The sequence below is a fragment of the Clostridium rectalis genome (assembly GCF_900626095.1).
Taxonomy (GTDB): Bacteria; Bacillota; Clostridia; order Clostridiales; family Clostridiaceae; genus Clostridium_AS; species Clostridium_AS rectalis.
Map to the genome: position 1 here is coordinate 1 of NZ_UYZZ01000014.1, position 24472 is coordinate 24472.

Annotated in this window: 26 protein-coding genes, 3 tRNA genes, 1 rRNA gene and 1 other RNA gene; 4 read left to right on the forward strand and 27 right to left on the reverse strand. The window is 28.5% G+C overall.

Annotation, left to right across the window (positions count from 1 at the left end; all coding sequences use genetic code 11):
- Window positions 1-87, reverse strand: a 16S ribosomal RNA gene (locus tag EJL03_RS15040); the annotation flags it as partial.
- 347 nt (window positions 88-434) lie between these two features.
- Entirely contained in the window at window positions 435-1373 is a 939-nt protein-coding gene (locus EJL03_RS15045) for a GNAT family N-acetyltransferase (RefSeq protein ID WP_125154796.1), read from the reverse strand.
- 283 nt (window positions 1374-1656) lie between these two features.
- On the opposite strand from EJL03_RS15045, the gene EJL03_RS15050 reads away from it, so the two are divergent.
- A complete protein-coding gene (locus EJL03_RS15050) occupies window positions 1657-2301 on the forward strand; it encodes a DUF4230 domain-containing protein (protein ID WP_125154797.1) in 645 nt (214 codons plus the stop codon).
- Between the two features lie 549 nt (window positions 2302-2850).
- Here the strand turns inward: EJL03_RS15050 and EJL03_RS15055 are convergent.
- The 4 genes from EJL03_RS15055 to EJL03_RS15065 form a co-directional block, all read right to left on the reverse strand.
- Window positions 2851-3039: a hypothetical protein gene (locus EJL03_RS15055; protein ID WP_125154798.1), complete on the reverse strand. Its 189-nt coding sequence runs from the start codon at window positions 3037-3039 to the stop codon at window positions 2851-2853.
- A gap of 14 nt (window positions 3040-3053) precedes the next feature.
- Entirely contained in the window at window positions 3054-3242 is a 189-nt protein-coding gene (locus tag EJL03_RS15060; RefSeq protein ID WP_125154799.1) for a hypothetical protein, read from the reverse strand.
- Between the two features lie 116 nt (window positions 3243-3358).
- A complete protein-coding gene (locus EJL03_RS16230; protein ID WP_164509119.1) occupies window positions 3359-3520 on the reverse strand; it encodes a hypothetical protein in 162 nt (53 codons plus the stop codon).
- Between the two features lie 19 nt (window positions 3521-3539).
- On the reverse strand, window positions 3540-4319 hold the full coding sequence (locus EJL03_RS15065) for an EFR1 family ferrodoxin (RefSeq protein WP_125154800.1): 780 nt from the start codon (window positions 4317-4319) through the stop codon (window positions 3540-3542).
- Window positions 4320-4469: 150 nt separating this feature from the next.
- Between EJL03_RS15065 and EJL03_RS15070 the strand changes: the two genes are divergently transcribed.
- Together EJL03_RS15070 and EJL03_RS15075 are read left to right on the forward strand one after the other, a co-directional pair.
- Window positions 4470-5711, forward strand: coding sequence for a DUF1576 domain-containing protein (locus tag EJL03_RS15070; protein ID WP_125154801.1), 1242 nt, complete (start codon window positions 4470-4472; stop codon window positions 5709-5711).
- A gap of 1 nt (window position 5712) precedes the next feature.
- Entirely contained in the window at window positions 5713-6057 is a 345-nt protein-coding gene (locus EJL03_RS15075) for a hypothetical protein (protein WP_125154802.1), read from the forward strand.
- A gap of 39 nt (window positions 6058-6096) precedes the next feature.
- Here the strand turns inward: EJL03_RS15075 and EJL03_RS15080 are convergent, their stop codons facing one another.
- The 19 genes from EJL03_RS15080 to EJL03_RS15170 all read right to left on the reverse strand — a co-directional run bounded on the left by EJL03_RS15080 (window position 6097) and on the right by EJL03_RS15170 (window position 21106).
- Window positions 6097-6606, reverse strand: a complete 510-nt coding sequence (locus tag EJL03_RS15080; RefSeq protein WP_125154803.1) for an NAD(+) diphosphatase — start codon at window positions 6604-6606, stop codon at window positions 6097-6099.
- A gap of 65 nt (window positions 6607-6671) precedes the next feature.
- Window positions 6672-7364 carry a DNA/RNA nuclease SfsA gene (gene sfsA, locus EJL03_RS15085; RefSeq protein WP_125154804.1) on the reverse strand — a complete coding sequence of 231 codons (693 nt, stop codon included), beginning with the start codon at window positions 7362-7364 and terminating at the stop codon, window positions 6672-6674.
- A 256-nt stretch (window positions 7365-7620) separates the two neighbouring features.
- A complete protein-coding gene (locus tag EJL03_RS15090) occupies window positions 7621-9210 on the reverse strand; it encodes an N-acyl-D-amino-acid deacylase family protein (protein WP_125154805.1) in 1590 nt (529 codons plus the stop codon).
- Between the two features lie 36 nt (window positions 9211-9246).
- A complete protein-coding gene (locus EJL03_RS15095; RefSeq protein ID WP_125154806.1) occupies window positions 9247-10683 on the reverse strand; it encodes a sodium:solute symporter family protein in 1437 nt (478 codons plus the stop codon).
- Between the two features lie 83 nt (window positions 10684-10766).
- Complete coding sequence (locus EJL03_RS15100) at window positions 10767-11954, reverse strand: YgeY family selenium metabolism-linked hydrolase (RefSeq protein ID WP_125154807.1); 1188 nt, start codon at window positions 11952-11954, stop codon at window positions 10767-10769.
- Between the two features lie 26 nt (window positions 11955-11980).
- Window positions 11981-13204 carry a diaminopropionate ammonia-lyase gene (gene dpaL, locus EJL03_RS15105; RefSeq protein ID WP_125154808.1) on the reverse strand — a complete coding sequence of 408 codons (1224 nt, stop codon included), beginning with the start codon at window positions 13202-13204 and terminating at the stop codon, window positions 11981-11983.
- A 242-nt stretch (window positions 13205-13446) separates the two neighbouring features.
- On the reverse strand, window positions 13447-15207 hold the full coding sequence (locus EJL03_RS15110; protein ID WP_125154809.1) for a sigma-54 interaction domain-containing protein: 1761 nt from the start codon (window positions 15205-15207) through the stop codon (window positions 13447-13449).
- Between the two features lie 29 nt (window positions 15208-15236).
- On the reverse strand, window positions 15237-15491 hold the full coding sequence (locus EJL03_RS15115) for a pro-sigmaK processing inhibitor BofA family protein (protein ID WP_125154810.1): 255 nt from the start codon (window positions 15489-15491) through the stop codon (window positions 15237-15239).
- 57 nt (window positions 15492-15548) lie between these two features.
- Window positions 15549-15818: a YaaL family protein gene (locus tag EJL03_RS15120; protein WP_125154811.1), complete on the reverse strand. Its 270-nt coding sequence runs from the start codon at window positions 15816-15818 to the stop codon at window positions 15549-15551.
- A gap of 70 nt (window positions 15819-15888) precedes the next feature.
- Window positions 15889-16485: a recombination mediator RecR gene (gene recR / locus EJL03_RS15125; RefSeq protein WP_125154812.1), complete on the reverse strand. Its 597-nt coding sequence runs from the start codon at window positions 16483-16485 to the stop codon at window positions 15889-15891.
- Between the two features lie 28 nt (window positions 16486-16513).
- Window positions 16514-16855 carry a YbaB/EbfC family nucleoid-associated protein gene (locus tag EJL03_RS15130; protein WP_125154813.1) on the reverse strand — a complete coding sequence of 114 codons (342 nt, stop codon included), beginning with the start codon at window positions 16853-16855 and terminating at the stop codon, window positions 16514-16516.
- A gap of 100 nt (window positions 16856-16955) precedes the next feature.
- Window positions 16956-18563 (reverse strand): DNA polymerase III subunit gamma/tau, encoded by a 1608-nt coding sequence (dnaX, locus tag EJL03_RS15135; RefSeq protein ID WP_125154814.1) that lies wholly within the window; start codon window positions 18561-18563, stop codon window positions 16956-16958.
- A 100-nt stretch (window positions 18564-18663) separates the two neighbouring features.
- Window positions 18664-18929: signal recognition particle sRNA large type (gene ffs / locus EJL03_RS15140), an RNA gene on the reverse strand.
- 11 nt (window positions 18930-18940) lie between these two features.
- Window positions 18941-19030: transfer RNA gene (locus tag EJL03_RS15145), tRNA-Ser, on the reverse strand.
- A 121-nt stretch (window positions 19031-19151) separates the two neighbouring features.
- Window positions 19152-19394: a Spo0E family sporulation regulatory protein-aspartic acid phosphatase gene (locus EJL03_RS15150; protein ID WP_125154815.1), complete on the reverse strand. Its 243-nt coding sequence runs from the start codon at window positions 19392-19394 to the stop codon at window positions 19152-19154.
- Window positions 19395-19715: 321 nt separating this feature from the next.
- Window positions 19716-20285, reverse strand: a complete 570-nt coding sequence (locus EJL03_RS15155; protein WP_125154816.1) for a hypothetical protein — start codon at window positions 20283-20285, stop codon at window positions 19716-19718.
- 144 nt (window positions 20286-20429) lie between these two features.
- Window positions 20430-20521: transfer RNA gene (locus EJL03_RS15160), tRNA-Ser, on the reverse strand.
- 4 nt (window positions 20522-20525) lie between these two features.
- A complete protein-coding gene (locus EJL03_RS15165) occupies window positions 20526-20975 on the reverse strand; it encodes a nucleoside deaminase (protein WP_125154817.1) in 450 nt (149 codons plus the stop codon).
- A 54-nt stretch (window positions 20976-21029) separates the two neighbouring features.
- A tRNA-Arg gene (locus EJL03_RS15170) sits at window positions 21030-21106 on the reverse strand.
- A 199-nt stretch (window positions 21107-21305) separates the two neighbouring features.
- Between EJL03_RS15170 and EJL03_RS15175 the strand changes: the two genes are divergently transcribed.
- On the forward strand, window positions 21306-22694 hold the full coding sequence (locus EJL03_RS15175; RefSeq protein WP_125154818.1) for a pyruvate carboxylase subunit B: 1389 nt from the start codon (window positions 21306-21308) through the stop codon (window positions 22692-22694).
- A 33-nt stretch (window positions 22695-22727) separates the two neighbouring features.
- Here the strand turns inward: EJL03_RS15175 and EJL03_RS15180 are convergent, their stop codons facing one another.
- Together EJL03_RS15180 and EJL03_RS15185 are read right to left on the reverse strand one after the other, a co-directional pair.
- The gene (locus EJL03_RS15180) at window positions 22728-23585 is read right to left on the reverse strand and encodes a MurR/RpiR family transcriptional regulator (protein WP_125154819.1); all 858 of its coding nucleotides are present in this window, start codon (window positions 23583-23585) and stop codon (window positions 22728-22730) included.
- Between the two features lie 165 nt (window positions 23586-23750).
- On the reverse strand, window positions 23751-24317 hold the full coding sequence (locus tag EJL03_RS15185) for a TetR/AcrR family transcriptional regulator (RefSeq protein WP_125154820.1): 567 nt from the start codon (window positions 24315-24317) through the stop codon (window positions 23751-23753).
- Window positions 24318-24472: the final 155 nt, after the last annotated feature.

The window sequence follows — 24472 nt, forward strand, 5'->3', positions numbered from 1 at the left end:
ACTCCCGAAGGAGCTTCATCGCTCGACTTGCATGTGTTAGGCACGCCGCCAGCGTTCGTCCTGAGCCAGGATCAAACTCTCAATTTAAAAGTTTAATCTTTTTTAGCTCATCGCTATTTTAACACTTTGTGTTAAGAATTAACTGGTTTCATTCTTCTCTGTTTAATTTTCAAAGATCAACCGCCGCACTTAAGCGACTTCTTTATTTTATCATCCTAAATCTTTCTTGTCAACAACTTTTTTCAACATTTTTGTTGAATTGTTGTTTGTTGTTGTGTTGTTTGTCACATCTCTCAGCGACATGTGTTATTGTATCACAAATTATTATGCCAACTTTCAAGTATTCAACAATTTTAAAAAAATATTTGTTTTTTTCTCTATTATTCTTCCATTTTCTCCTGTATATATATATGGACACGCGTGAACAAGTTGTTTTAATTTTTATTTAATATATAAAAAGTTATATGATCCCTCCACTTCCCATTAATATATAAGTAACCTTCATTTAAACCCAATTCTTTAAATCCACATCTCTTTAATACGTTTTGAGATTTATCATTATTTAATAAAGTAGATGCCTCAATCCTATTTATCTCTAATTCTTTAAAAGCATAATCTACCACAAGTTTTAACGTTTCTGTCATATATCCCTTTCCTTGTTCATCCTGATCTATAGAGTATCCAACAAAACAACTTCTAAATACTCCCATAACTATGTTAGACAATTGTATTTTACCTATGAACTTGTCATTATTATATATTCCAAAATTTATTGAAGTTCCATTCAAAAACTGTTTGTAACTTTCTATAAGTGTTCTCCTTTGAACATCTATAGTATAAAAATTCTCTTCCCTTGTAGGTTCAAAAGGTTCTAAATAATGTTTGTTTTTTATATAATATTCTAATACTTCTTCAGAATTTTCAGGTGTTAATACTTTTAAGTTTATATAGTCACCATGTAATATAATTTTTTTCATTATATTCTTTCCAAAGGTATCTTTATCTATACCAAATATAAGTTCATCTTTGTATATATTATTTTTTATACAAGTATTAGACAAAACTCCTTCTAATTGGAAACCTATATCTGTAAACGCAGCAAGGTTTATATCTTCTTCTGCCAATACATTAATTTTAAATATACACATATTATTAAATAATGAAATAATAAGTTTATTTAATGTATCCCTTAAATATTTATATGTATCTTTATTATTTTTATAAAACTTTATCCTAAACGAACAATACTTATTTTCCTTAGATAATTCTATAATAAATATTCTTCCTAGTGTAATACCTATGTAATCTTTTATTATATATTCATTTATACTTCCATTTACTAAATTGATACTTATTTCCTTTGAGTTTATCATTTTATCTCCCCTATCTCCCAAGTATTAACTCGTAACTATTTAATTTAAATAGAATGTTAATGAAATAAATACCTGTAATTAAAATTAATATCTAAAATAATCTTACTATTATACATATAACTATAATTTTGTTAAGACATATTATATCATACAGCATATTCTTACTAAAAAACATATAAATAATAAATATATATAATTTATTAGTATAAACTCCCCTTATATTAATAATAAATAATTAAAGAGGTGGTGAACTCTAAAGTTTTATAAAACTTTAAGATATATAATGAATAAAAAATCACAAAATAAATTTTTATTAATTATTATTGGTTTTATTATATTCTATACCATACTTATTAAATCTGATTCAACTTCATTACCTGGTATATCAAAAGAAGTAAACTCCATATCTAAACGTACAATAACAAGTGAGGCAATTATTAATAAAATTCATGAGAAGGAAGACTTAATAACTATGGAAATAGAACTATCAGATAAAGTTATGTTGAATGATAGCTGGGGAGAGTTTAACATATTTAGGAAAATAACCTATATAAATTTCTATAGTAAATCTATATATTCCATAGACTTATCTAAAGTACAAAAGAAAAATATTTCCATTGATAACAAGGATAAAACTATTAAAATTACTGTTCCTAAACCTAATATTAAATCCATTAATATAGATGAGAAAAAAACCTCCTATGAAACAAAAATGGGGGCATTAAGATTTGGTGAAATAAAATTAACCCCTGCTGAAAATCAAATATTAATCACAAAAGTTAAAGAAAGAATGTATGAAAAGTTAAATGAACCCTCCATATTAAATAAGGCTTTGTATAATACAGAAAAATCACTGAAAAATCTAGTACAATTATTACTAAATAATAATAATTGCTGTAATTATTCTATATCTGTGCATTTTAATTAGTAATAAATTAAAGGCAACCCAAATAGGGTTGCCTTTGACTTATCCTTTAATACCATATTTTTAATATAAATCCCCGTTCAAGTATTATATAACCTTAATTCTATTAAAAATTTTTATAAGAACAAGCCAATCTAATATTAACAGAATACCAAGACATATAGACTTTACTTTTTCCAGAGAAATACCCTTTCCAAATGATAAACCACAAGTCTTCACTATAATTAACCCGTAGATATGACCTGGGTACAAGCCTATAAATTTAATTCTTGATTCATAAGTATACTATTTTTTCCCGTATCACATATACATATAAATAGAAAAAAATCCACTTCTTTAATATTCTGTCATTTTCAAAATTACTCTACGTTGGGTAAAAACTATTTATTATATAAATATATATTAACTTAATAACATTTTATATAATTACTTCTTATATATAATATTATATCATAATTTTTTGAATTTTATATATTTTTTAAAACACTAATTCTTATTTAATACTATAAATAAACACAAAAAAAGACAGCAATTTATAGCTGCCTTTTTAAACTAACTTTGATCCAAGCTTGCTGCCACTGTATCATAATAATCAATATTGCATACACCTTCACTATAATTTGAGCAATTTATACAACTTTTATTTTCAGGTTCTCCTGTAGAAGATTGAAATCCATCATACACTGGCATATATTTAGGACATAAACATGCCACTGCCATCATTTCATAAGCATTAGACATAATAAATTGCCTCCTCAATTTCTATATATTTTTTCTTTAATAGGGTCAAAAAGATTCTTTATACATTTACCATCCTTAAAATTGTAGCAGTTCTCACAACTATCGGTTATATTACTACCAATGTCTGAAATAAATACAGATGCCATAGGTTCATATCCTTCACAATTTTCTGCTACTATCATCTTTAACTCAGCTAACCTCACATACAACACCTTCTTTTATATTTTTAATAACATTTGTATATATTGTTCCCACTAAACAAAAAAAAATTCTAATATAAAAACACATTTTAACTTTTAAAGCTAAAATGTGTTTTTATTTAATAATTAAGTACAGATTCAGTTTCAGTACAATATTTAGTTGTCAAACATTTGCCTAAATTTCTAGGACATCTTTTACACATACAATTATCCACTTTCCCGTCACACTGTCCCTTTATCAACTCGGGACACTGCTTACAGTTATCTCCTCCTACTGCCAATACAAATCACCTCTTAGTTTTATTTAATATGTAGACATTTAATTATTTCTTTTTGAGTTTGTTCTATAGTTTTATCTTTATATGTAATAGCATTTACAGGACACAAATGAATACATCTTAAACACAACATACAATTACTATGAAACACAGTAACACCGTTTTCAAAAATTATATTCCCTTTAGGGCAATTTCTTAAGCATAAACCACAATTTATACATTTATCAGTGGCTTTTAAATTTTTAGACATAGATGGTAAAAATTTAATAAATACTTTTGCTGTAACTTGAGCAAAACCAGTTCTTATAGCTGTTATACCCGATTTAACCTCTATATTATTTAAAAAGTCTTCTACAATATTTTCTACCTGATACTTTGCTTTGTCAATAATATTTTTAATTTCATCTTTATCAGGTTTTTTTCCAAATGCAAAATAATAATTATTACCCATTTGAAACATAGTTTCTATTACCACATTATAACCCTTTTTTTGTAGATTCCTTTTCAATATGCCTACTGCTGATGCTGTTTTCGCCCCTTGAGTTGAATAAACTATTACCTTTAACTTATTATTTGAATTAGGTAGCCTATTAATAAAATCATCCACTAATTTAGGCTCTGTCCCTGCATAAATTGCCGTACCAATTATCATAAATTCATATCCCTCTATAGATATATCATCTTTGTTTTCTATATTTAACAAATCTAATCTTATATTTTTATACTTAAAATTTTCCTCAAATCTATCTGCTACCCATTTAGTATTTCCAGTACCACTAAAATAATATAATACACCTTTCATATTTTCCTCCTTATTTGTATACTCTTCAATCCTTATCTATTCTTTAAATAATGAATAAATTCCTCTTATTTATAGGGATAATAAAAATGTTATCTATATATAATACTTATATCACCTATTATATTTTATATTATAAATTGGGAGGTTTACATGGAAAATAAAACATTTTTAAATTATTTTCTTATAATAGTCTACTTTTCTTTCTTTATTATCTTTGGTCTATGTAATGATAGTTTATCTAATATACTTTCCGGTTTAAAAACTATATTTTTGGAATCTGATATTTTAATAACAGATTATTTACAAATAGGTGGTATAGGTGCTTCATTTATAAATTCAGGATTACTATGTCTTATATGTATATTCATATTAATTAAATTAAAAGTTAAACCTAACGGCTCAACCTTTGCCGCTCTATTTACAATGGGTGGTTTCGCCTTCTTTGGTAAAAATCTTCTTAATGTATGGCCTATATTCTTAGGAACTTGGCTTTATTCAAAATATCAAAAAGAACCTTTTCTAAATTATATATTAATTGCCTTGTTCGGTAGTACTTTATCCCCCACAGTTAACCAGCTTAGTTTTTCTGGTTATTTTTCTTGGTGGCAGGGAATATTGCTAGGTATTATCATAGGAACTTTACTTGGATTTATCCTGCCACCTGTAGCATCATATTCTATAAAAGTTCACCAAGGATATAATTTATATAATTCTGGATTTGCAGCTGGCTTAATAGCTACTTTAACTATGTCAATATTTAGATTAATAGGGATAGATTTTGAACAAAGATTTTTATGGTCTACAGAATATACTAATATACTTGCTATATTTTTAATGACACTTTTTACATCAATGTTAGTGATAGGTTATATATTAAACAATAAAAGTTTTATAAACTTAAAAAATTTATATAAACAATCTGGAAGGCTGGTATCAGATTATTATATTTTATTTGGCCAGGGATGTTGTCTTATAAATATGGGCATATTAGGTATATTATTTACCTCTTATGTACTTATTATAGGTGGCGCTATAAACGGTCCAGTTATGGCTGGTATATTTACAATAGTAGGCTTTGGTGCTTTTGGAAAACACATAAAAAATACTATACCAATAGTTTTAGGTACCATACTAGCAGGATTTTTTAATATATGGAATATAAATTCCCCTGGCATACTTCTTTCATCACTATTTAGTACGACTTTAGCTCCTATATCAGGTCAATTTGGATACATTTATGGTTTATTAGCTGGTTTTCTTCATACTTGCATTGTCATGAATATAGGTTATCTTCATGCAGGTCTTAATTTATATAATAACGGTTTTGCAGGAGGATTTGTTGCTATAATACTAATTCCCATAATTAATGGGCTTAAAAAGGAGTATAGATAATATGAAAAATGAAAATAATAAAGTTTTAAAAATGGTAAGTGAGTTAATGGGCTTTTGTTACCGTATATCATCTCATAAATTTAATATGGATGTAGACAATTTTGAAAATAAAACTATCCTAACATTAGTTGCTTATGTAAACAATTTAGATACTACAACATTAGATAAAGCTAAGGATTTACTAACATCACCTAGATTACACGAGCTAGAAGAATACTACTGGAACTTACCAGGAGATGACTTATATACCTCAGAATTAAATTTAGTAGGAATGATGTGTGATAAAGCAGATATAAAATACGAAGATAATAAATTTTTAACCATAACACTTATTAGATATAGATAAAGATACTAGGAATCTTCTAGTATCTTTATTTCACATTTATCAGTTTTTTTCTAAGTCATAATTTATTTCCTTTAAAACTTTTCTAACAACATTTTTTCCTATCTCATCCTCATGCATCTCACATAACGCACTTTTCAGTTCTCCCCATTCTACCCACTCTACTTCTTCTGATTTTCTAATTTCTCCACTTTTATATTTTGCCATAAAAGTAAGCATTAATATTTCCTTTGAAAATAGATATTCACTTCCCAAATATTTTATATTTTCTACACTTATACCTGTTTCTTCTTTCACTTCTCTATATACAGTTTGCTCTACTGTTTCTCCATTATTAACATATCCAGAAACCAAAACTTTAGAGTCTTTAAAAATATAACTTTGTTTTAAAAGTAAAATCTCATTTTCTTTTATTACAGCTACTACAACACATGGCTTTGGAGTATCAAAATACATAATATCATCTATAGGACAATAAGGTACTCCACCTTCATCCCAACTATACTTTTCTATTAACCTTTCACCACATTTTGGACAATATTTAAACCTCATAAACTTATATTCTAAGTAACCCTTAGAATTTCCCCCTCCTTCTTATGAAATAACTATTTAATTAATCATAATCTTATTTCAACCTCATCTTTTAAAGTTATAAAATTTTCCCCTACACAGCACTTATACGCAAATACATCTACTCCATTTTTATTTGCTATTCTCACTGCCTCTCCAAATTTTTCATCCATAGTATCATTGGGAGTAAAATAATAAACATCATCCATTTGTATAAGAAAAAGAACTCCTGCTCCTTTACCACTCTTTTTAACTTCAACAAGCTCTAGTAAATGTTTCCTTCCACGTTCTGTTGGTGCATCTGGGAATCTAGTTTCACCGTTTTCTTCAAGAGTTACTCCTTTTACCTCTAAAAAATACTCTTTTCCTAAGTTATTAGAAAGTTTAAAATCAAACCTACTGTTTCCAAAGGTTTTTTCCCTTTCTATTATAGAATATTCTTTAAGCTTATTTATTTTTCCTTCTAACAAAGCTTCTTCTACCACTTTATTAGGTATTTGTGAATCTATATTAATAAATTTTTCTCCCTTATATCCACCTATTAAATCAAATTTTGTTTTTCTAAGAGGATTATCCTCTTTTCTAAGAACCACTAAAGAACCTGGTACTAAAATTTCTTTACACCTCCCCGTATTGGGGACATGTACCATTATCTCTTCACCAAATAAATAAACATAAGCCTGAAATCTATTTGGCCTTCTTATAAATTTAGCTTTAACTATATCTTTAGTTATAAACATACTAATATCTCCTATCTTTATATTGCATTATCCACATTTATTAAGAAAAATATCCACATTGCACACAAAATAACTCACATATATGTAAACTATTATATATATTTTAACATTATAATATTGCTATAACTAAATAAATTTTATATAATAAATAATTTAATTATAACAATATTAAGTCCACTTAACTTTATAAAAAAGGTTATATTTTTAAATTAATTCTAAGAAATTTAAAAATATAACCTTTTAAAGTATATCCTCTTTATTTTATTCTTATAACTTCCCCTGTTAGTTCCTTTTCTCTAATATTATTGTTTAAAATAATTTTACCATTGATTATAACAGTATTTATGCCCTCTGGATACTGTATAGGATCTATAAAGGTTGATTTATCCTTTACAGTTTTCCTATTGAAAATTACTATGTCAGCTTTCTTACCCTCTTTTAAAGCTCCTCTATCTTCAAATCTAAATACAGTGGCTGGTTTTAATGTCATTTTATATATAGCTTCCTCTAATCTTAAAGCCTTTTCTTCTCTAACAAACTTCCCAAGCAATCTTGGAAACGCACCATACACCCTAGGATGAGGCTTACCACCTAAAAGTCCATCTGTACAAAGATTTTGTTCTGGCCTTTTCATTATTTTTATTATATGCTCTTTCTTTCCATAATAATCATACATACCTACAGCATTTTTCTCTTCATATAATAAATCGAAAGTAGAATTATAAGGGTCCGTTCGTCGCATATTAGCTATTTCTAATAAATTTTTACCTATACAATCTTTATTCTTCTCAGTTTTAACACTAGTTACATATATTCCATCAAATCCTGCAAAATCAATAAAATTATCCCATCCAGATATTCCATTTTCAATATCTTCTATTATTCTTTTTCTTAAATCTTTATCCTCAAGTCTCTTTAATAATTTATCAGTTCCCCCATCGTGAACCCATGGAGGAAGAATAACTCCTAACATTGTACTTCCTGCTACATATGGATACTGATCAAATGATACTTGTATACCTAAATCCTTTACTCTATCTAAAATTTCTAACACTTTATCTACTTTATCATAGTTCTTCTTACCACATACTTTAAAATGAGAAAAATGTATCTTTACACCACTAGCCTCTCCTATCTGAATTATTTCTTCCATAGATTCTAATATTGTATCCGCTTCGCTTCTTTGATGAACAACAAGAGGTTTATCAAATTCTGCTGCAACTTTACAAATTTCAATAATCTCCTCTGTATTGCTATAAGCACATGGCATATATATTAATCCTGTAGACACTCCTGCGGCCCCAGATTCTAATTCTCTTCTAGTTATTTCTTTCATTTTTAATAAATCCTCTTTTGTAGCTCTTCTATTTTCTAATCCCATAGCCTCCATTCTAATATTTCCATGAGGAACTAAATAAGTAACATTAGGACCAACCCCATTTTTCTCTAATAATTTATAATACCCCTCAGTAGTTTCCCATTCCCAGTTTAGCTCATCACTATCTCCATCTAACCCTGCTAAATTCATCCTCCAAGGTTTTATATACTTTCTAGGAAGAGGTGCCATAGATATACCATCTTGTCCCAATATTTCAGTAGTTATACCTTGTCTAATTTTAGGCTCTACATAAGGATCTATTAATATTTTTAAATCCGAATGGCTGTGTGTATCTATAAAACCTGGACATACAATATTCCCATTGGCATCTATAACTTTATCAAAATCCATATCATGAATCTTACCTATTTTAAATATTGTTTTGTCTTTAATTGCTAAATCCCCAATAAACCCTTCTTTTCCGGTACCATCTACTATTAATCCATTCTTAATTAACAAGCTACTCATAGTATTTCTCCTTCCCCAAATTTAGTTTATTTAAAACTACATTTTCATCTGTTCTTCAGAAAGCATATCTAAATGTTTTTTTGTTATTGCTGGTGGAGCTGCTGGTACTCCCTTGCTTCTTTCAAATAAACTAACCGTAAAAAATACAACTGTACTTACTATAGATCCAAAAACAACAGACATTACCCCATAGGGTTCATTTAAATATTGCCAAATAAATGAAGCTATGCTTCCACATATTAGTGAATAAAAACCGCCATTTACAGTAGCTTTTTTATATAATAAACCAAAAACAAAAGCCGCAAAAGGTCCAGCTGACCTAATAGTAAAAGCAAAAACAAGTAATGGTATTATCTGAGTATTAGACAATGCAATAATTAATGAAACACAACCTACAAATATTATAACCGACTTACTCATAATCATTAGTTGATCATCTGTTGCATTCTTATTTATATATCTTTCATAAACATCCTTAGTAAATAAAGTTGAAACAGCTATCATATTTCCTGATGCACTAGACATTGTAGCTGCACATACCGAAGCCAATACAAGCCCTGCTACTATTGTAGGAGCAAAATTAATTGCTGCAGTTGCCATAGCATTATTAGCATCAATTCCTGGAAACTTTGATAAAGCTACTAATCCAATTATAGCGGGAACAAAACCATATAAAGCCATTATTAGTGCACATAAAAAAGAACCCATCTTAGCTATTTTGGCATTTCTAGCTGCAAAATATCTTTGAACTGCCTCTTGCCCCGTTGAAAATGTCATAAAATACATTAATATTAAACCGATAATTGTTTTCCATCCTACTTTTGTAAATCCTAATTGACCTGGTGGTAATGTAGCTTTTACTTCTGACCATCCACCTGCATTTTTCACAATTATAGGCATAGCTATAGTCATACCAACAGTTATAAAAATAATATGTATTATATCTGTAGCTGCAACGGAAACAAGTCCCCCAAGCATTGTATATATAGTTATTACCACTGCTGCTATAATTATAGTTTTCTTTAAAGGTGTTTTTGTTACTACACTTATAATAGTTGATGTTGCTATTATTTGAACAGCTGTAGCCACAAACAAAGCCACAATTGACAAAATGGTAGTAATTATATGTGAAGGTTTACCATATCTTCTCTCCATAATTTCTGGGATAGTTGTTGCCATTGCTTTTCTTAATGTTGGGGCAATAAAAGAAACTAAAAATATTCCTACTCCACAACATACAACATACCAACCTGCTGAAAGCCCCCATTCTCCATAAGCTTTTGCTGCAACTCCCACAGTACTTCCTCCTCCAATTTCAGTTGCAGCCAAAGTTCCCGCTAAAGCAAAAGGTCCTAAGTTTCTCCCTGCTAATAAGAAATCCTTTGAATTTTTGACTTTCTTTTTCGAAGAAATAACTGCCACACCCATTATAATAACCATATATAAAATTATAATAATTAACGTTATAGGCATATAACCTTCCCCCTTATTTTTAAACAGTAAAACATTAGATTTTCAATGACAAGCTATGATATCGTAAAAAATTATTTATCCCCCTACTCTTCTAGCAATGATTTAGCCATAGCCTCATACCCTTTAGTAGCCTTAACTAATTGTTCTATTTCTATATATTCATCTATAGTATGAGCTAAATTTTCTGCAGATGGTCCGAAACCTATTGTTTTAATTCCTTTTTCACCAGCATAATGGCTACCATTTGTACAAAAAGAATAATATGTTATTTCACAATCTATCCCTACATCTTTTAATGCCTTAAAGGATTTTTCTATAAATTCTTCTTCACTGGTAAATTTCCAAGCTGGGAAAAACCTCTCATCAGATATTATTTCTCCTGTATAACATCTTTCTTCACCCTTTGCATAATATGCTTTAGCATTAAACCCTTTATCTTCTTTTTTTATTTTATTTATAATATTTAAAATAGGTTCAATTACCTCACTTTTTGTTTCACCAACTAATAGTCTTCTATCATAAGTAGCTTTACAATAATCAGGCACTACTGAAGCACCTGGATATGGTGAAGATTTAATATCAACTAACTCTAATATTCCACCTCCTAACTCTTCATCATGTGTCATTTCCATATCTTTTATTTCATTTATTAACTTTGACATTTTATATACTGCATTTATTCCTTCATCAGGATTTGCTGAATGAGCAGGTTTCCCATAAGTTTCTACTACTATTTCTGCTCTTCCTCTTTGTCCTATCTTTAAATTACACTGAGATGCCTCGCCAATTATCACATAATCCGGATTCAATCTTTCACTAATTTTTCTTGAAGCCACCCCTTCAAAACACTCTTCATGAACTACTCCTGCCACATAAATATCCCCAGCAAATTCTTTGTTAGTTGCCTGTGCAAAATTTGATGCTCCACAAATCATTGCACTTAAAGCACCTTTCATATCAGAAGTTCCTCTACCATATATCCTTTCACCTTCTATATCTGCAGAAAATGGATTATGTTTCCATTTTGCTTCATCAATCACCGGAACTGTGTCAATGTGCGCATCCATTAAAATTTTTTTTCCTTTCTTATTTCCTCTAATATGCCCAATTATATTACCGTAATTATCTACAAAAATATTATCAAAATTATTCTCTTTAAAAATCTGTTTTAATGCATTAACAATTTTACTTTCACAACCTGAATAACTTTTAACTTTCACCAATTCCCTACAAACCTTTATAACTTTTTCTTTTTTTTCATCATTAAACATTTTATTTCCCCCTTAAACAATATATTTTATATAGAAGCATTATCACCGTCCCATACAATATCTTTATATTTATAAGGATCTGTATTCCCTTCTGTACTAATTACTAATACACTTGAATTTTTATCTATTCCTAATTTTTCTTTTAACTCCCTATAACTTTGTTTTTTAAGTAAACTTACTACTCCAGCTCCAACAGCTCCTGATTCTCCTGATATAATTTGTGGATCTCCTTTTAATGGACTTGCTAATACCCTCATTCCTCTAGCAGAAACATAATCTGGACATGATAAATATACATCTGAATAATCCCTTAGTATATCCCAACCTATTGTATTAGGCTCTCCACAAGCTAACCCGGCCATTATTGTTGGCATTTCACCAGTTACTGCATGTGATTTTCCATCATTTATACAAGCTGATTTATATATACAAGCTGCATTATCAGGCTCTATTATTATAGTTTTAGGTCTATTTTCTCCAAATTTAGAAACCAAATATCCTTGAACTGATGCGGCAAAAGATCCCACCCCTGCTTGTAAAAACACATGAGTTGGTCTTTCTATTCCCTTTTCATTTAGTTGCTCTATTGCTTCATGAATTAATGTTCCATATCCTTGCATTATCCAAACAGGGATATCATGATACCCTTCCCAAGCTGTATCTTGTACCATTATCCATCCATAATTTTGGGCATTTTTATTTGCTAATCTTACAGCATCATCATAATTTAAATCTGTAATGCTTGCCTCTGCCCCCTCATTTTCTATGTTATCTAGTCTTGTTTTTGATGAACCTTTAGGCATATATACAACAGATTTTTGACCCAATCTATTTGCTGCCCATGCTACTCCTCTTCCGTGATTTCCATCTGTAGCTGTTACAAAAGTGATATCACCGATCTTTTCTCTTATTTCCCTTGATTTTAACAAATCAAAAGAGATTTCCGATATATCCACGTTTAACCTATTTGCCAAATATTTTCCAATAGCATAAGAGCCGCCTAATACTTTAAATGCATTCAGTCCAAATCTATAGGATTCATCCTTTAAAAATAAATTTTTTATTCCTAGATAATCCGCCAAATTGTCTAAACTATGTAATGGAGTAATCTCGTATTCATTAAAAGTATTGTGAAATTTTCTTACCTTACTTATAATTTCTTCTGAAATAAAATCAGTGCTTATCTTATCCTCTGATAATTTCCTAGATTTTTTATTAATAATATATTTAATATGATTTGAATTTTCCATTATTTTCCCTCCTATATTTATCTATAATATAAAATATTTATATGTTAATTAATACTTTTATAAAAACTCATATTATAATTAAAAGCAATATCTGTGCCAACACTCAAACCTTATATAAGCACACATATTAGGAAAATTATAAAAAAAGCTATTATCAAAACAATAATTTTATCATTTTGATAATAACTTCTAATTTCTTTATTTCTCAGTGCTTTATTCATACTATATATATATATAATTTATCATTTTGATAAATTATATTCCTCTATCTTTCTATATAATGTAGCTATACCTATTCCCAATTTTGCAGCAGCCATTTTTTTACCATCAGTACTTCTACCAAATCTATTCAAAGCCCTGATTATAGTTGTTTTCTCTAAATCCTTTAAATTATATATTTCATCATCTTTATTTATTTTAGTTTCCACAATATTTTCCACAATATTTTTAGGCAATATTTTTGAACTTAATATCCCATCTGTACCTACCATATTTATCATAAACTCTATAGTATTTTCTAGCTCTCTTATATTACCTGGCCAGGAATAAGAATAAAATATATGCCAAACATCATCTAAAACCTGAACTGATAAAAATTCTTTGTTAAATAAATTCAAGTATTTATTTATAAAATGTTGTGTTAAAATTTTCATATCTTCTATTCTATTTCTAAGTGGTGGCACCTCTATAGGAATAACATTTAGTCTATAAAACAAATCTTCTCTAAATTTATTTTCATTTATCATTTTTATAAGATTTTTATTTGTAGCCGCCACTACTCTAACATCTATATCTATATTTTTATTTGACCCAATTTTAGTTATTCTTCTTTCCTGCAATACCCTTAATAATTTAGTTTGTAAAAATAAAGGCATGTCTCCTATTTCATCTAAAAATATAGTTCCCTTATTAGCTAATTGAAATTTCCCTATTTTACCTAAGGGATTAGCTCCAGTAAATGCTCCTTTTTCATACCCAAAAAGTTCACTTTCAAGCAATGAGTCCGGAATTGCAGCACAATTTATTGGCACAAAAGGTTGCTCCTTTCTATTACTTTCATTATGTATAGATTTAGCTACTAATTCTTTTCCTGTTCCACTTTCTCCTGTAATCAATACCGTAGATCTAGAAGAAGCAACTTTTTTTATAGTGTTTTTAAGTTTCTTTACTTTAACACTATTACCTAATATATCATCATAAGTTATATTTTTTTCTAATGCCTTCATTTTATTAATCTTATTTTCAAATTCTTTTAAATCTCGGAAAAAAAACATTTTATTATATTTACTATCATCTAAATATATAGGATACATATTGCCTAATAAATTAAACTTTTCATTATCTATTATTACCTTATATTCTTTAAAATCTAAAATTTCTTCTCCGCTTGCCTCTATATAAATTTTATGCTTCAAATAATCATTATTTAAATTGAAATATCTTAAAGCATTTTTATTTATATGAGTAATATAATTATCCGAACTTATTATTACAACTCCTTGGTCTACTTTATCTATTATTATGTTAAATAGCTCCATTAATGTTTGAATTCTTACTTTCTCTTTCTTTTCATAGGCTGTTATACTTATAAATTCTGATATTTGTTTTAAAAACTCCATATTTACATCAAATCTATTAAGTAAATATTCTCTTTCATCATCTTTAGTACATACTAACCCTATTACCCCTATAATTTGATTATTTAACTTTATAGGAGTACTCATTTCAAATTTTTCTTTACAATTCTCCCTATTAGGACAGGGAATACATAATTTATCTTGTCCTGGTTTATATATAATTTGAGGACTCTCACTTTGTAATACTTTTTTATATACGTACCCTTCAACTTCCATATTTTCATTTATTTTATTTTGAAAAATACCTGTACCAGCAATTCTATTCAAACTTTCATCTACTATCTCTAATTCTACTTCTAAAACTTTGGATATAATATTTGCATATTTTATAACAGAATCCTGTATATCCTTCAAGTAAGAAGCCATATCACTTCACCTTCCAATATATAACTTATCTATAGTAACGTTTTAAAAACTATTAGAAAAATTACTCCAGGGATTCCAAAAAAACCCGATATTAACGCTGTGACTGCGTTAATCCCTATGTAGAAATTGAAAAGTGTTCCAACAGAGTTTATTAGAAATAACAATATTACTCCCAATACTCCATTAACTATTAATTTAAATAAAATTGTTAATGGCCAAGCAAATAATTTTACTAGTACTACAAGACCTAATATAGCAATTAAAAAATATCCGATATACTCCATAATATCCCCCTCTTTTAATTAATACTCTATATTATAAATATTATAAGTTTATTAAAATTATACAGCATTAATTTCTTTTAACATATAGCAATACTTAATCTTTATATTTTTATTTTTAGCTATGTTTAACAAATACATATATTTAGCTCTAGCTGCCTGCTCAGTATATATAGCATAATCTACTAACATAGGATCATTAACTATTTCAAAATACTTTCTAGCCCTTACCATTTCTTCCCTTGCCTCTACAATACTCATTATTATTTTTTTTTCTTCCTCATTGTAATTTCCATCTTTTTTAAGTTTAACTTTAATATAATTATACATATAAAAACCTCCTGTTTCATGCTATGTTATAATTTTTGACATGAAACAGAAGGTTTATTCACTAAGTTTATTAGATCTCTTTTCTTCCTTCTAAAGCTTTAGACAAAGTAACTTCATCCGCATACTCAAGATCTCCACCTACTGGAATACCATGAGCTATTCGTGTTACTTTTGTACCTAGAGGTTTTAAAATTTTAGCTATATACATAGCTGTAGCCTCCCCTTCAACATTGGGATTAGTTGCAACTATAACCTCTTTAACTTCTCCATTTATCCTTCTTATAAGTTCTTTAAGCTTTATATCATCTGGACCTCTTCCTGCCATAGGGGATATAGTTCCATGAAGTACATGGTAATGTCCATTATACTCCCTAACCTTTTCCATGGCGATTATGTCCTTTGGTTGTTCAACAACACATATTAATTTTTTATTTCTACTAGGATTACTACATATAGCGCAAGGATCTTTATCAGTAAAATTTCCACATACAGAACAATATTTAATAGTTCCTCTTGCTCTAATAAGAGCATTAGCAAATCCATCTACTTCATCCTTAGGCAAATTTAATACATGTAAAGTTAATCTTTGTGCTGTTTTATGTCCTATACCAGGAAGCTTAGCAAACTCTTCAATAAGTTTTTCAATGGCTACAGGATAAAATTCCAATTCATTCACCTCTATCGTATATTAGCAACTAAAACATTCCAGGTAAGTTTAATCCTCCAGTAATCTTTTTCATTTCATTAGCAGTTTCATTTTCTGCTTTTTTTAAGGCTTCATTACATGCTGATATTATTAAATCTTGAAGCATTTCAACATCATCTGGATCTACTACTTCTGGTTTTATTTGTATATCTAATAATTCCTTCTTACCATTTGCAACCGCTGTTACAGCTCCTCCACCTACGCTTACTTTAAACTTCTTATCTTCTAAATCCTTCTGCATAGTTTCCATCTGTTTTTGAAACTTTTGAGCCTGTTTCATTAAATTATTTATATTTCCACCACCAAAATTAGGCATACCGTTTTTTGCCATAATTAATTCCTCCTTTAATATTTAATTATTAAAATATAAAATTAAGCTATACAAATATTAATTGTATACCATGAATTATAAACTGTAAATTGGTTTTAATTCACTCATCTAATACTTCTACTATATCTTTACCAAAAGTTTTTTTCAACATTTCTTCAGGATTTTCTTCTGTTACTTGTTCTTCATCTATAATATATTTTATTCTAACTTTTTCTTTTAGTACCTCTGAAAAAATATTTTCTACAATTTTTCTATTCTCATCTTTTTCAAGACGCTGCTTATTAAACGCATATTCTTTTTCATATCTTATTATTATGATACCATCCTTACAATCTATTGGGTAAGAAGTCATTAGAGATGCATATAATACCATATGCCTTTTAGCTTTAAATGTTTCTAATATATCTCTCCAATATTTTTTTACTATATCTATATCAATATTAGAATGGGCATTAAATTGTTTTTCTGGTTCTATTTTATTTTGACTTTTTTCTGATAAAACCTGTGATTTTTTAACTGGTTTTGGTATTATAGTTTCACAATTTAATTTTATTTCACCATTTTTTATAGCCTCTTCTAATTTATTCAATCTAGAAAGTATTATTTCTTTAGATGTATCATACTCAACTTTACACATTTTTATTACAGCTAATTCTAGATATATCCTACTTTGTTTTGTCCATTTAGACTGTTCCTCTGCATCCTGAAGAATTCTTATATCTCTCATTATTTCTTCTACTCTTATCTTATCTGATTGCTGTTTTATTAGATTTATATTTTCCTCAGACATATCAAGAATATCCTCTGGATTTTGGCTAACTCTTACCATTAATAAATTTCTCATATGAGTAATCATATCTTTTATAAAATAATTTATATCTTTTCCACTTAAAACTATTTCATCTATAGTCTTCATAGAATTCTCGATATTTTTATCTATTATACTATCTGTTAATTTAATTAAATTTTCGTTAGTAACTAATCCTAACATATTTACAACCTGATTATAATCAATCTTTTCTGATCCCATAGCTATAGCTTGATCCAAAACGCTTAAAGCATCTCTCATTGCACCATCAGACATTCGTGATATTAGATTTAAACTTCTATCATCAGCAAAAATACCTTGATCTTCTACAATTAGCCTTAATCTTTTAAAAATATCATCATTTTTTATTCTTTTAAAATCAAAACGCTGACATCTAGAAAGTATAGTTATTGGAAGTTTTTGCGGATCTGTAGTTGCCAATATAAATATTACATTTGCTGGCGGCTCTTCTAAAGTCTTTAGAAAAGCATTTACCGCACCTTGAGAAAGCATATGTACCTCATCCATTATATATACTTTGTACTTAGCTTCTCTTGGAGGATAGTTTACCTCCTCTGTAATCTCTCTAATTTTATCTACACCATTATTAGATGCAGCATCAAGTTCTACAACATCCATTAATATACCAGCATTTATTTTTTTACACATTTCACACTGATTGCACGGTTCACCCTCCTGTATATTTACACAATTTACTGCTTTAGCAAGTATTTTAGCCGTTGATGTTTTTCCTGTTCCTCTAGTACCACAAAACAAATATGCATGTGCTATTCTATTATTTTTTATTTGATTTTTTAAAGTTACTGTGATGTGTTGTTGCCCTACAACATCATCAAAAATTTTAGGTCTCCATTCTCTATACAAAGCGGTATATGCCATTTACATCACCCCTTAAAATAACAAAATACTTTATTCTATTATATAATACAAAACGCACAATAAACTACTGTTTATTGTGCGCAAAATTCAAGGTATTAAACCGTGCACCTCGCTTTGGCTTGTAACCTATGAGCGTTACCTATATAGTTAACTCAAACTAGGTTAATCCACGGCACACGAAAATGATCACTTACCGCTGCTTCCTTCCGGACCTGACGGAGTTCATGAGTTTCCGTTGCGTGGGACCCAGTTCTCAACGCCACTTTTATAGGTCAGACCCCACAGACTACAGCCTAAGCGAGGAATTCAACCCTGCTATAGCGGATTGCAGGTTATAGGGCACCGCTAACTCCCCGTCTAGCACGGCAAAGTTTAACTGGCGGAGAGAAGGAGATTCGAACTCCTGGTAGAGTTGCCCCTACACACGCTTTCCAGGCGTGCTCCTTCAGCCACTCGGACATCTCTCCTCGGATTGCTCATGAATTTTAAAACTATTAAATTCATTTAGTCCATAAAGACAATACTTATTATACTATTGATCTTAAATAACTTCAATAGTTTTTTATAAAAAGTTTAATTTTTTGAATATTATTTATTGCTAATAATACTAGTATATTCATTTAATAACTTGTCCATATATTGACTAACCTTCAATATTTGTTCGCTTTTTTCTCTATCATCTATATCACAAGTAACTTCATTTAACAATTGCCTAGTACATTCAATCTCTTTTTCTATATCTAATAAACCATCATTATTACCTATCTGTTTTTCTACTAAAACATCCATTTCATTTATATCAATATATGAAGACATTAGATTTCTACACATTTAAAAATCCTCCTTTATTATATCCGGTGGATATTTTAAATTCACAATTTTAATACTATTTTCTATAAAATAAGAAATAATATTAATCTTATTACATCTATGTTAAAACACTAGGGTTACACGCTTTTCTTGTATTGATTATAACATTATTACAAAAATTAGTAAACATTGAGATAATATACATATTTTTTTCTTTATTTACTATAAACATTTATTCTTAATATTTTTTTTTATTTTTCTACACTATCTATTAATGTAATATACATCTATAAGCATATATTTGTAATATTTTGTTATACGATTATCCTATCATTGTTTAATCTAACTATCTATAACTTCTACTTTTAGTAAGAATCCTGGATACTGGTTTAAAATTCTTCTTATTTCCTTCGAAAACTTTATATTTTTATCTATTATAATTTCAATTTTATTATCCTTACAATCACATTGTAAACTAATAAATCCTACTTTTTTCTTATTATACATGCTTCTGTATTTAATACAGTTATCTTTATTGTATTCCTTATATTTTTCAATTATTATGTTCTCTATATCCTTACATAATTGATTAGGAATTTCATTCTTTATAGAATCATATAGCTGAAAATTATATTCTTTTATTTTCCCCTCTTGTATTTCTATAACTTCATATGAAATATTATTGTCTTCCACAATATTTTTTATTGAGAAAATTATTCCCTTATAATTAGAAGGCATATTATATCTATTATATATTAGCTCCTTTAAATCTAATCCTAAATCATCAAACTCTTTCTTATAAAAACATTCATATGATACTTTTCCATAACACTGTCCATTTTTATCATAAACTACGATAGTATCACTTTTAGGGATATATTGTACCAAATCTTCTTTACAAGCATCTACCACTTTAACTGTCCCTCCCATAATTTTTATAAAATAATATTCTATTTTTTTAAATTAAACTCCTCTTTATTTGTTGTTAACCTTTTGTTAATGAATATAAAAAATACACCTAATTTCTAAATTAAGTGTATTTTTATGATATGGTATTGGCGGAGAGAGAGGGATTCGAACCCTCGGTAGAAATTTCCTTCTACAATTGATTTCGAGTCAATCACCTTCGGCCTCTCGGACATCTCTCCATAATTATTTTTTCCCTTTTCTTTTTTCTTTGAAAAACTCTTCTAAAATTAATCCACATTTCCTATTATACATCCAGCTTACTTCTATATCACTATTTAAATATTTATTTTGCAATAAATTTAGTATACTTCCACAACATCCTGATTTTTCATCAAAAGTTCCTATATATATTTTACTTATCCTAGACTGAACGATTGCACCTGCACACATTGGGCATGGTTCCAATGTAACATACATATGGCAACCGTTTAATCTCCAATTTTCTAGAACTTTAGCCGCCGTTTTTATAACCATAATTTCTGCATGTGCAGTTGGATCTTTTAATTTTTCTCTCATATTATAAGCTCTAGCAATTACAATATCATCTTTTACAATTACTGCGCCTACTGGCACCTCTCCTAATTTATAGGCTTTCTTAGCTTCAATTATAGCTTCATTCATAAAATCTAACATATTTATCTTTCCTTAATTATAAAATAAAAGCCACCAGTACATACTGAGGGCTCTTGGTGCGCCCGAGAGGAATCGAACCCCCGGCACGCGGTTTAGGAAACCGCTGCTCTATCCTGCTGAGCTACGAGCGCATATATTAAATTTAATCCCACTATAGCTTTCTATAATAGTTTATTACAATTCATTTTTATTGTCAATACGAGTAAAAACTTATCCCTAAATTTTACTAAAATATAGTATATTCAAAATTTTTAGTTTTTTTAATCTCTTTTCATATTTATTATGATACAATATATCTATGAGTAAAATTTTTACAATGGGAGTGGTATTATGAATTCTCTACATATTACCGAAACAATATTACGAGATGCTAATCAATCCTTAGTAGCCACAAGACTATCTTTTGATCAATTCGCACCTATACTGGATAAATTAGATAAGGTAGGTTATTATTCCCTGGAATGTTGGGGCGGTGCAACTTTTGATTCTTGCATAAGATATTTAAATGAAGATCCATGGGATAGATTAAAAAAAATTAAATTAGTTGTAAAAAATACTCCTCTACAAATGCTTTTAAGAGGCCAAAACATTTTAGGATATAAACATTATCCAGATGATTGCGTTAAAGAATTTATTAAAGCCTCAGTATACCATGGTATTGATATAATAAGAATATTTGATGCATTAAATGATTACAGAAATATAAAAGTTGCCTTAGAAGAAACTAAAAAGCAAGGGGCACATGCCCAAGGTACTATAGTTTATACTGTAAGTCCTATTCATAACATAGAAAACTATGTGAAATTAGCTAAACAACTAGAGGATATGGGATCAGACTCCATATGTATAAAAGATATGGCAGGTCTATTGATGCCTAAAACATCTTTTGATCTTATTAAAAATATAAAAGAAAATGTTAAAATTCCTGTTTATCTTCATTCCCATAGTACAAATGGACTAGCTGAAATGTCTTATTTAAAAGCTGTGGAAGCTGGTATAAATGGAATAGACTGTGCTATCTCCTCCTTTGCAGGAGGAACTTCTCAACCTGCTACAGAAACATTACATTATGCCTTAACAAAATCAGGTTATACTACTAATTTAAATGGAACCTTATTAAAAGAAACCAATGATTTCTTTAAGCCTATAAGAGAAGATTTTATAAAATCTGGAATATTAAATCCAAAAGTGTTGTCTCCTCAACCAGAAGGTCTTATATATCAGATACCCGGTGGGATGCTTTCAAATATGATTTCTCAACTAAAAGAACAAAACTCTTTAAACAAATTAGAGGAAGTATTAGAGGAAGTTCCTAAAGTTAGAAAGGACCTTGGTTATCCACCACTTGTAACTCCAATGAGTCAAATGGTTGGAACCCAAGCTACTATAAATATTCTTACTGGTGAAAAATATAAGATGCTATTAAAAGAAGTAAAATCTTATTGTAAAGGTGAATATGGAAGAGCCCCTGGAGAAATAAATCAGACATTATTAAAAAAAGCCTTGGGAAATGAAAAACCTATAACATCTAGATATGCAGACACCTTAAAACCAATTTTTGAAAAAACCAAAAATGATATAAAAAATATAACTACAAATAATGAGGACATACTAACTTATTTATCATTTCCTGAAATCGGTGAACAGTTTCTAAGAAAAAAATTATACTCTCCATCACCAGAACAGTTAAGAGAAAAAACTAAAACTGGTGTAGTTTAACTAAAGGAAAAATGATATTTGCATATGCAAATATCATTTTATTTTCTTTTTTCTTATTACCCTTCTAGTATTATTAAGGTATTTTATTACCTCATCAAACCTATAACTAGCAACTCCAGCAAATAACATATCTACAACATTTAATTGAGCAATCCTAGATGACATAGCACCACTTCTTATAGTTATTTCAGGAGCAGAAACAAATAAATTTATATCACATAATTCACTTATAGAATTTTGTCCGTATTTTGTTATACTTATTGTAGTAGCACCACATTCTTTTGCAACCCTTATAGAATCATAAGTATCCTTAGTCTCTCCAGAATATGATATTGCTATTGCCACATCTCCATACTTCATATTAGAAGCAGATGCTATTTGCATATGAGTATCTGGATATGCACTAACTACCTTATTTATTCTTGAAAACTTCTGAAGAGCATCTAATGCTATTATATATGAAGCACCTATTCCATAAAAATCTATTCTTTCAGCTGTAATTATAGCTTTAACTGATTTTTTTATTTGATCTTCAGATAGTATTTCTAAAGTATTATCAATTGATTTTTTATTATTATAACTAATATTTTCCATTATAATATCTAGTGGGTCTCCTGGTTCTACATCAGTATATTGTTCCTCGTCTATATCCTCACCCATATTAGCTACGTCTTTTATTATACTTACCTTAAAATCTTTATAACCATTAAACCCTAATATTTTACAAAATCTTACCACAGTTGCTTCACTTGACCCACTCATTTGCGCTAATTCTCCTATGGATAGTTGAGAAATCATTTTAGGATTTTCTAAAATAAACTTTCCTATTTTTTTTTCAGATGGACTTAAGTCCTTTAAAATTTCATTAATTTTTATTAAACTTCCAGTCATATCAACTTACCTTTCTATACCATCATTGATTATTCCTAGAAATATTATATCAGTGTTTAACGCATTTTTGTATATCCATAATCCCTAAATTTTAAGAATAATCAATAAATTCAATATAAGACAATATAATAAACCTCAAGTTTTTATTAGAGGTTTATTATTAGATTACGCTTCTATGCCTTTTAATATATAATTCATAAGATTATCTACAACTTCATCTATGTTATTTTTATCTTCATTTATTAGTTCATAAATTGCTGCTGAACATAGAATTCCAAAGATAGTATATGCCATAAAAGATTTTTTCCCTTTTTTTACAAATCCATCTTTTATAGCCTCCTCTAAATAATTTTCTATATTATTAATATATTCTTCAATACTTTCTCTTAATTCTAATTGCCTTAATTCTTGACCCCATAATTGACTCATTATAACTTTAAAAAAATCTCTATTCTCATAAACCATACTAATCTGAATTTTACACAACAACCTAAGTTTATCTATAGAATTACTTTCCTCTTTAGATACTTCATTTATTCTTTCACTCATTAAATTAGTACCCTCTTTAATTATATACTTAAATAGCTCTTCCTTACTTTTAAAATGATAATATAAAGTTCCCTTAGCTACCCCAGCCTCTGAAGCTACTACGTCCATAGTGGCTCCATCAAAACCATATATAGAAAATACTTTTATTGCCGCCTCAAATATTAACCTCTTAGTTTTATTCATTTTTACCCTCTCCGATTTTTTTTATTGACCAGTCAGTACAATTTCTAAATCCATTATACTATTTTTCAAATATAACTCAATACATTTTGATTGATAAATATATTTTATCATTTATAATATTTATATAAAACATAATAAAAAAACCTTTATTAATT

Excerpts from the sequence above, each read along its gene's own strand:
- EJL03_RS15045 (WP_125154796.1), bottom strand. The coding sequence starts at position 1,373 with ATGATAAACTCAAAGGAAATAAGTATCAATTTAGTAAATGGAAGTATA.
- EJL03_RS15050 (WP_125154797.1), top strand. The coding sequence starts at position 1,657 with ATGAATAAAAAATCACAAAATAAATTTTTATTAATTATTATTGGTTTT.
- EJL03_RS15055 (WP_125154798.1), bottom strand. The coding sequence starts at position 3,039 with ATGTCTAATGCTTATGAAATGATGGCAGTGGCATGTTTATGTCCTAAA.
- EJL03_RS15065 (WP_125154800.1), bottom strand. The coding sequence starts at position 4,319 with ATGAAAGGTGTATTATATTATTTTAGTGGTACTGGAAATACTAAATGG.
- EJL03_RS15070 (WP_125154801.1), top strand. The coding sequence starts at position 4,470 with ATGGAAAATAAAACATTTTTAAATTATTTTCTTATAATAGTCTACTTT.
- EJL03_RS15075 (WP_125154802.1), top strand. The coding sequence starts at position 5,713 with ATGAAAAATGAAAATAATAAAGTTTTAAAAATGGTAAGTGAGTTAATG.
- EJL03_RS15080 (WP_125154803.1), bottom strand. The coding sequence starts at position 6,606 with ATGAGGTTTAAATATTGTCCAAAATGTGGTGAAAGGTTAATAGAAAAG.
- sfsA (WP_125154804.1), bottom strand. The coding sequence starts at position 7,364 with ATGTTTATAACTAAAGATATAGTTAAAGCTAAATTTATAAGAAGGCCA.
- EJL03_RS15090 (WP_125154805.1), bottom strand. The coding sequence starts at position 9,210 with ATGAGTAGCTTGTTAATTAAGAATGGATTAATAGTAGATGGTACCGGA.
- EJL03_RS15095 (WP_125154806.1), bottom strand. The coding sequence starts at position 10,683 with ATGCCTATAACGTTAATTATTATAATTTTATATATGGTTATTATAATG.
- EJL03_RS15100 (WP_125154807.1), bottom strand. The coding sequence starts at position 11,954 with ATGTTTAATGATGAAAAAAAAGAAAAAGTTATAAAGGTTTGTAGGGAA.
- dpaL (WP_125154808.1), bottom strand. The coding sequence starts at position 13,204 with ATGGAAAATTCAAATCATATTAAATATATTATTAATAAAAAATCTAGG.
- EJL03_RS15110 (WP_125154809.1), bottom strand. The coding sequence starts at position 15,207 with ATGGCTTCTTACTTGAAGGATATACAGGATTCTGTTATAAAATATGCA.
- EJL03_RS15115 (WP_125154810.1), bottom strand. The coding sequence starts at position 15,491 with ATGGAGTATATCGGATATTTTTTAATTGCTATATTAGGTCTTGTAGTA.
- EJL03_RS15120 (WP_125154811.1), bottom strand. The coding sequence starts at position 15,818 with ATGTATAATTATATTAAAGTTAAACTTAAAAAAGATGGAAATTACAAT.
- EJL03_RS15130 (WP_125154813.1), bottom strand. The coding sequence starts at position 16,855 with ATGGCAAAAAACGGTATGCCTAATTTTGGTGGTGGAAATATAAATAAT.
- dnaX (WP_125154814.1), bottom strand. The coding sequence starts at position 18,563 with ATGGCATATACCGCTTTGTATAGAGAATGGAGACCTAAAATTTTTGAT.
- EJL03_RS15150 (WP_125154815.1), bottom strand. The coding sequence starts at position 19,394 with ATGTGTAGAAATCTAATGTCTTCATATATTGATATAAATGAAATGGAT.
- EJL03_RS15165 (WP_125154817.1), bottom strand. The coding sequence starts at position 20,975 with ATGTTAGATTTTATGAATGAAGCTATAATTGAAGCTAAGAAAGCCTAT.
- EJL03_RS15175 (WP_125154818.1), top strand. The coding sequence starts at position 21,306 with ATGAATTCTCTACATATTACCGAAACAATATTACGAGATGCTAATCAA.
- EJL03_RS15180 (WP_125154819.1), bottom strand. The coding sequence starts at position 23,585 with ATGACTGGAAGTTTAATAAAAATTAATGAAATTTTAAAGGACTTAAGT.
- EJL03_RS15185 (WP_125154820.1), bottom strand. The coding sequence starts at position 24,317 with ATGAATAAAACTAAGAGGTTAATATTTGAGGCGGCAATAAAAGTATTT.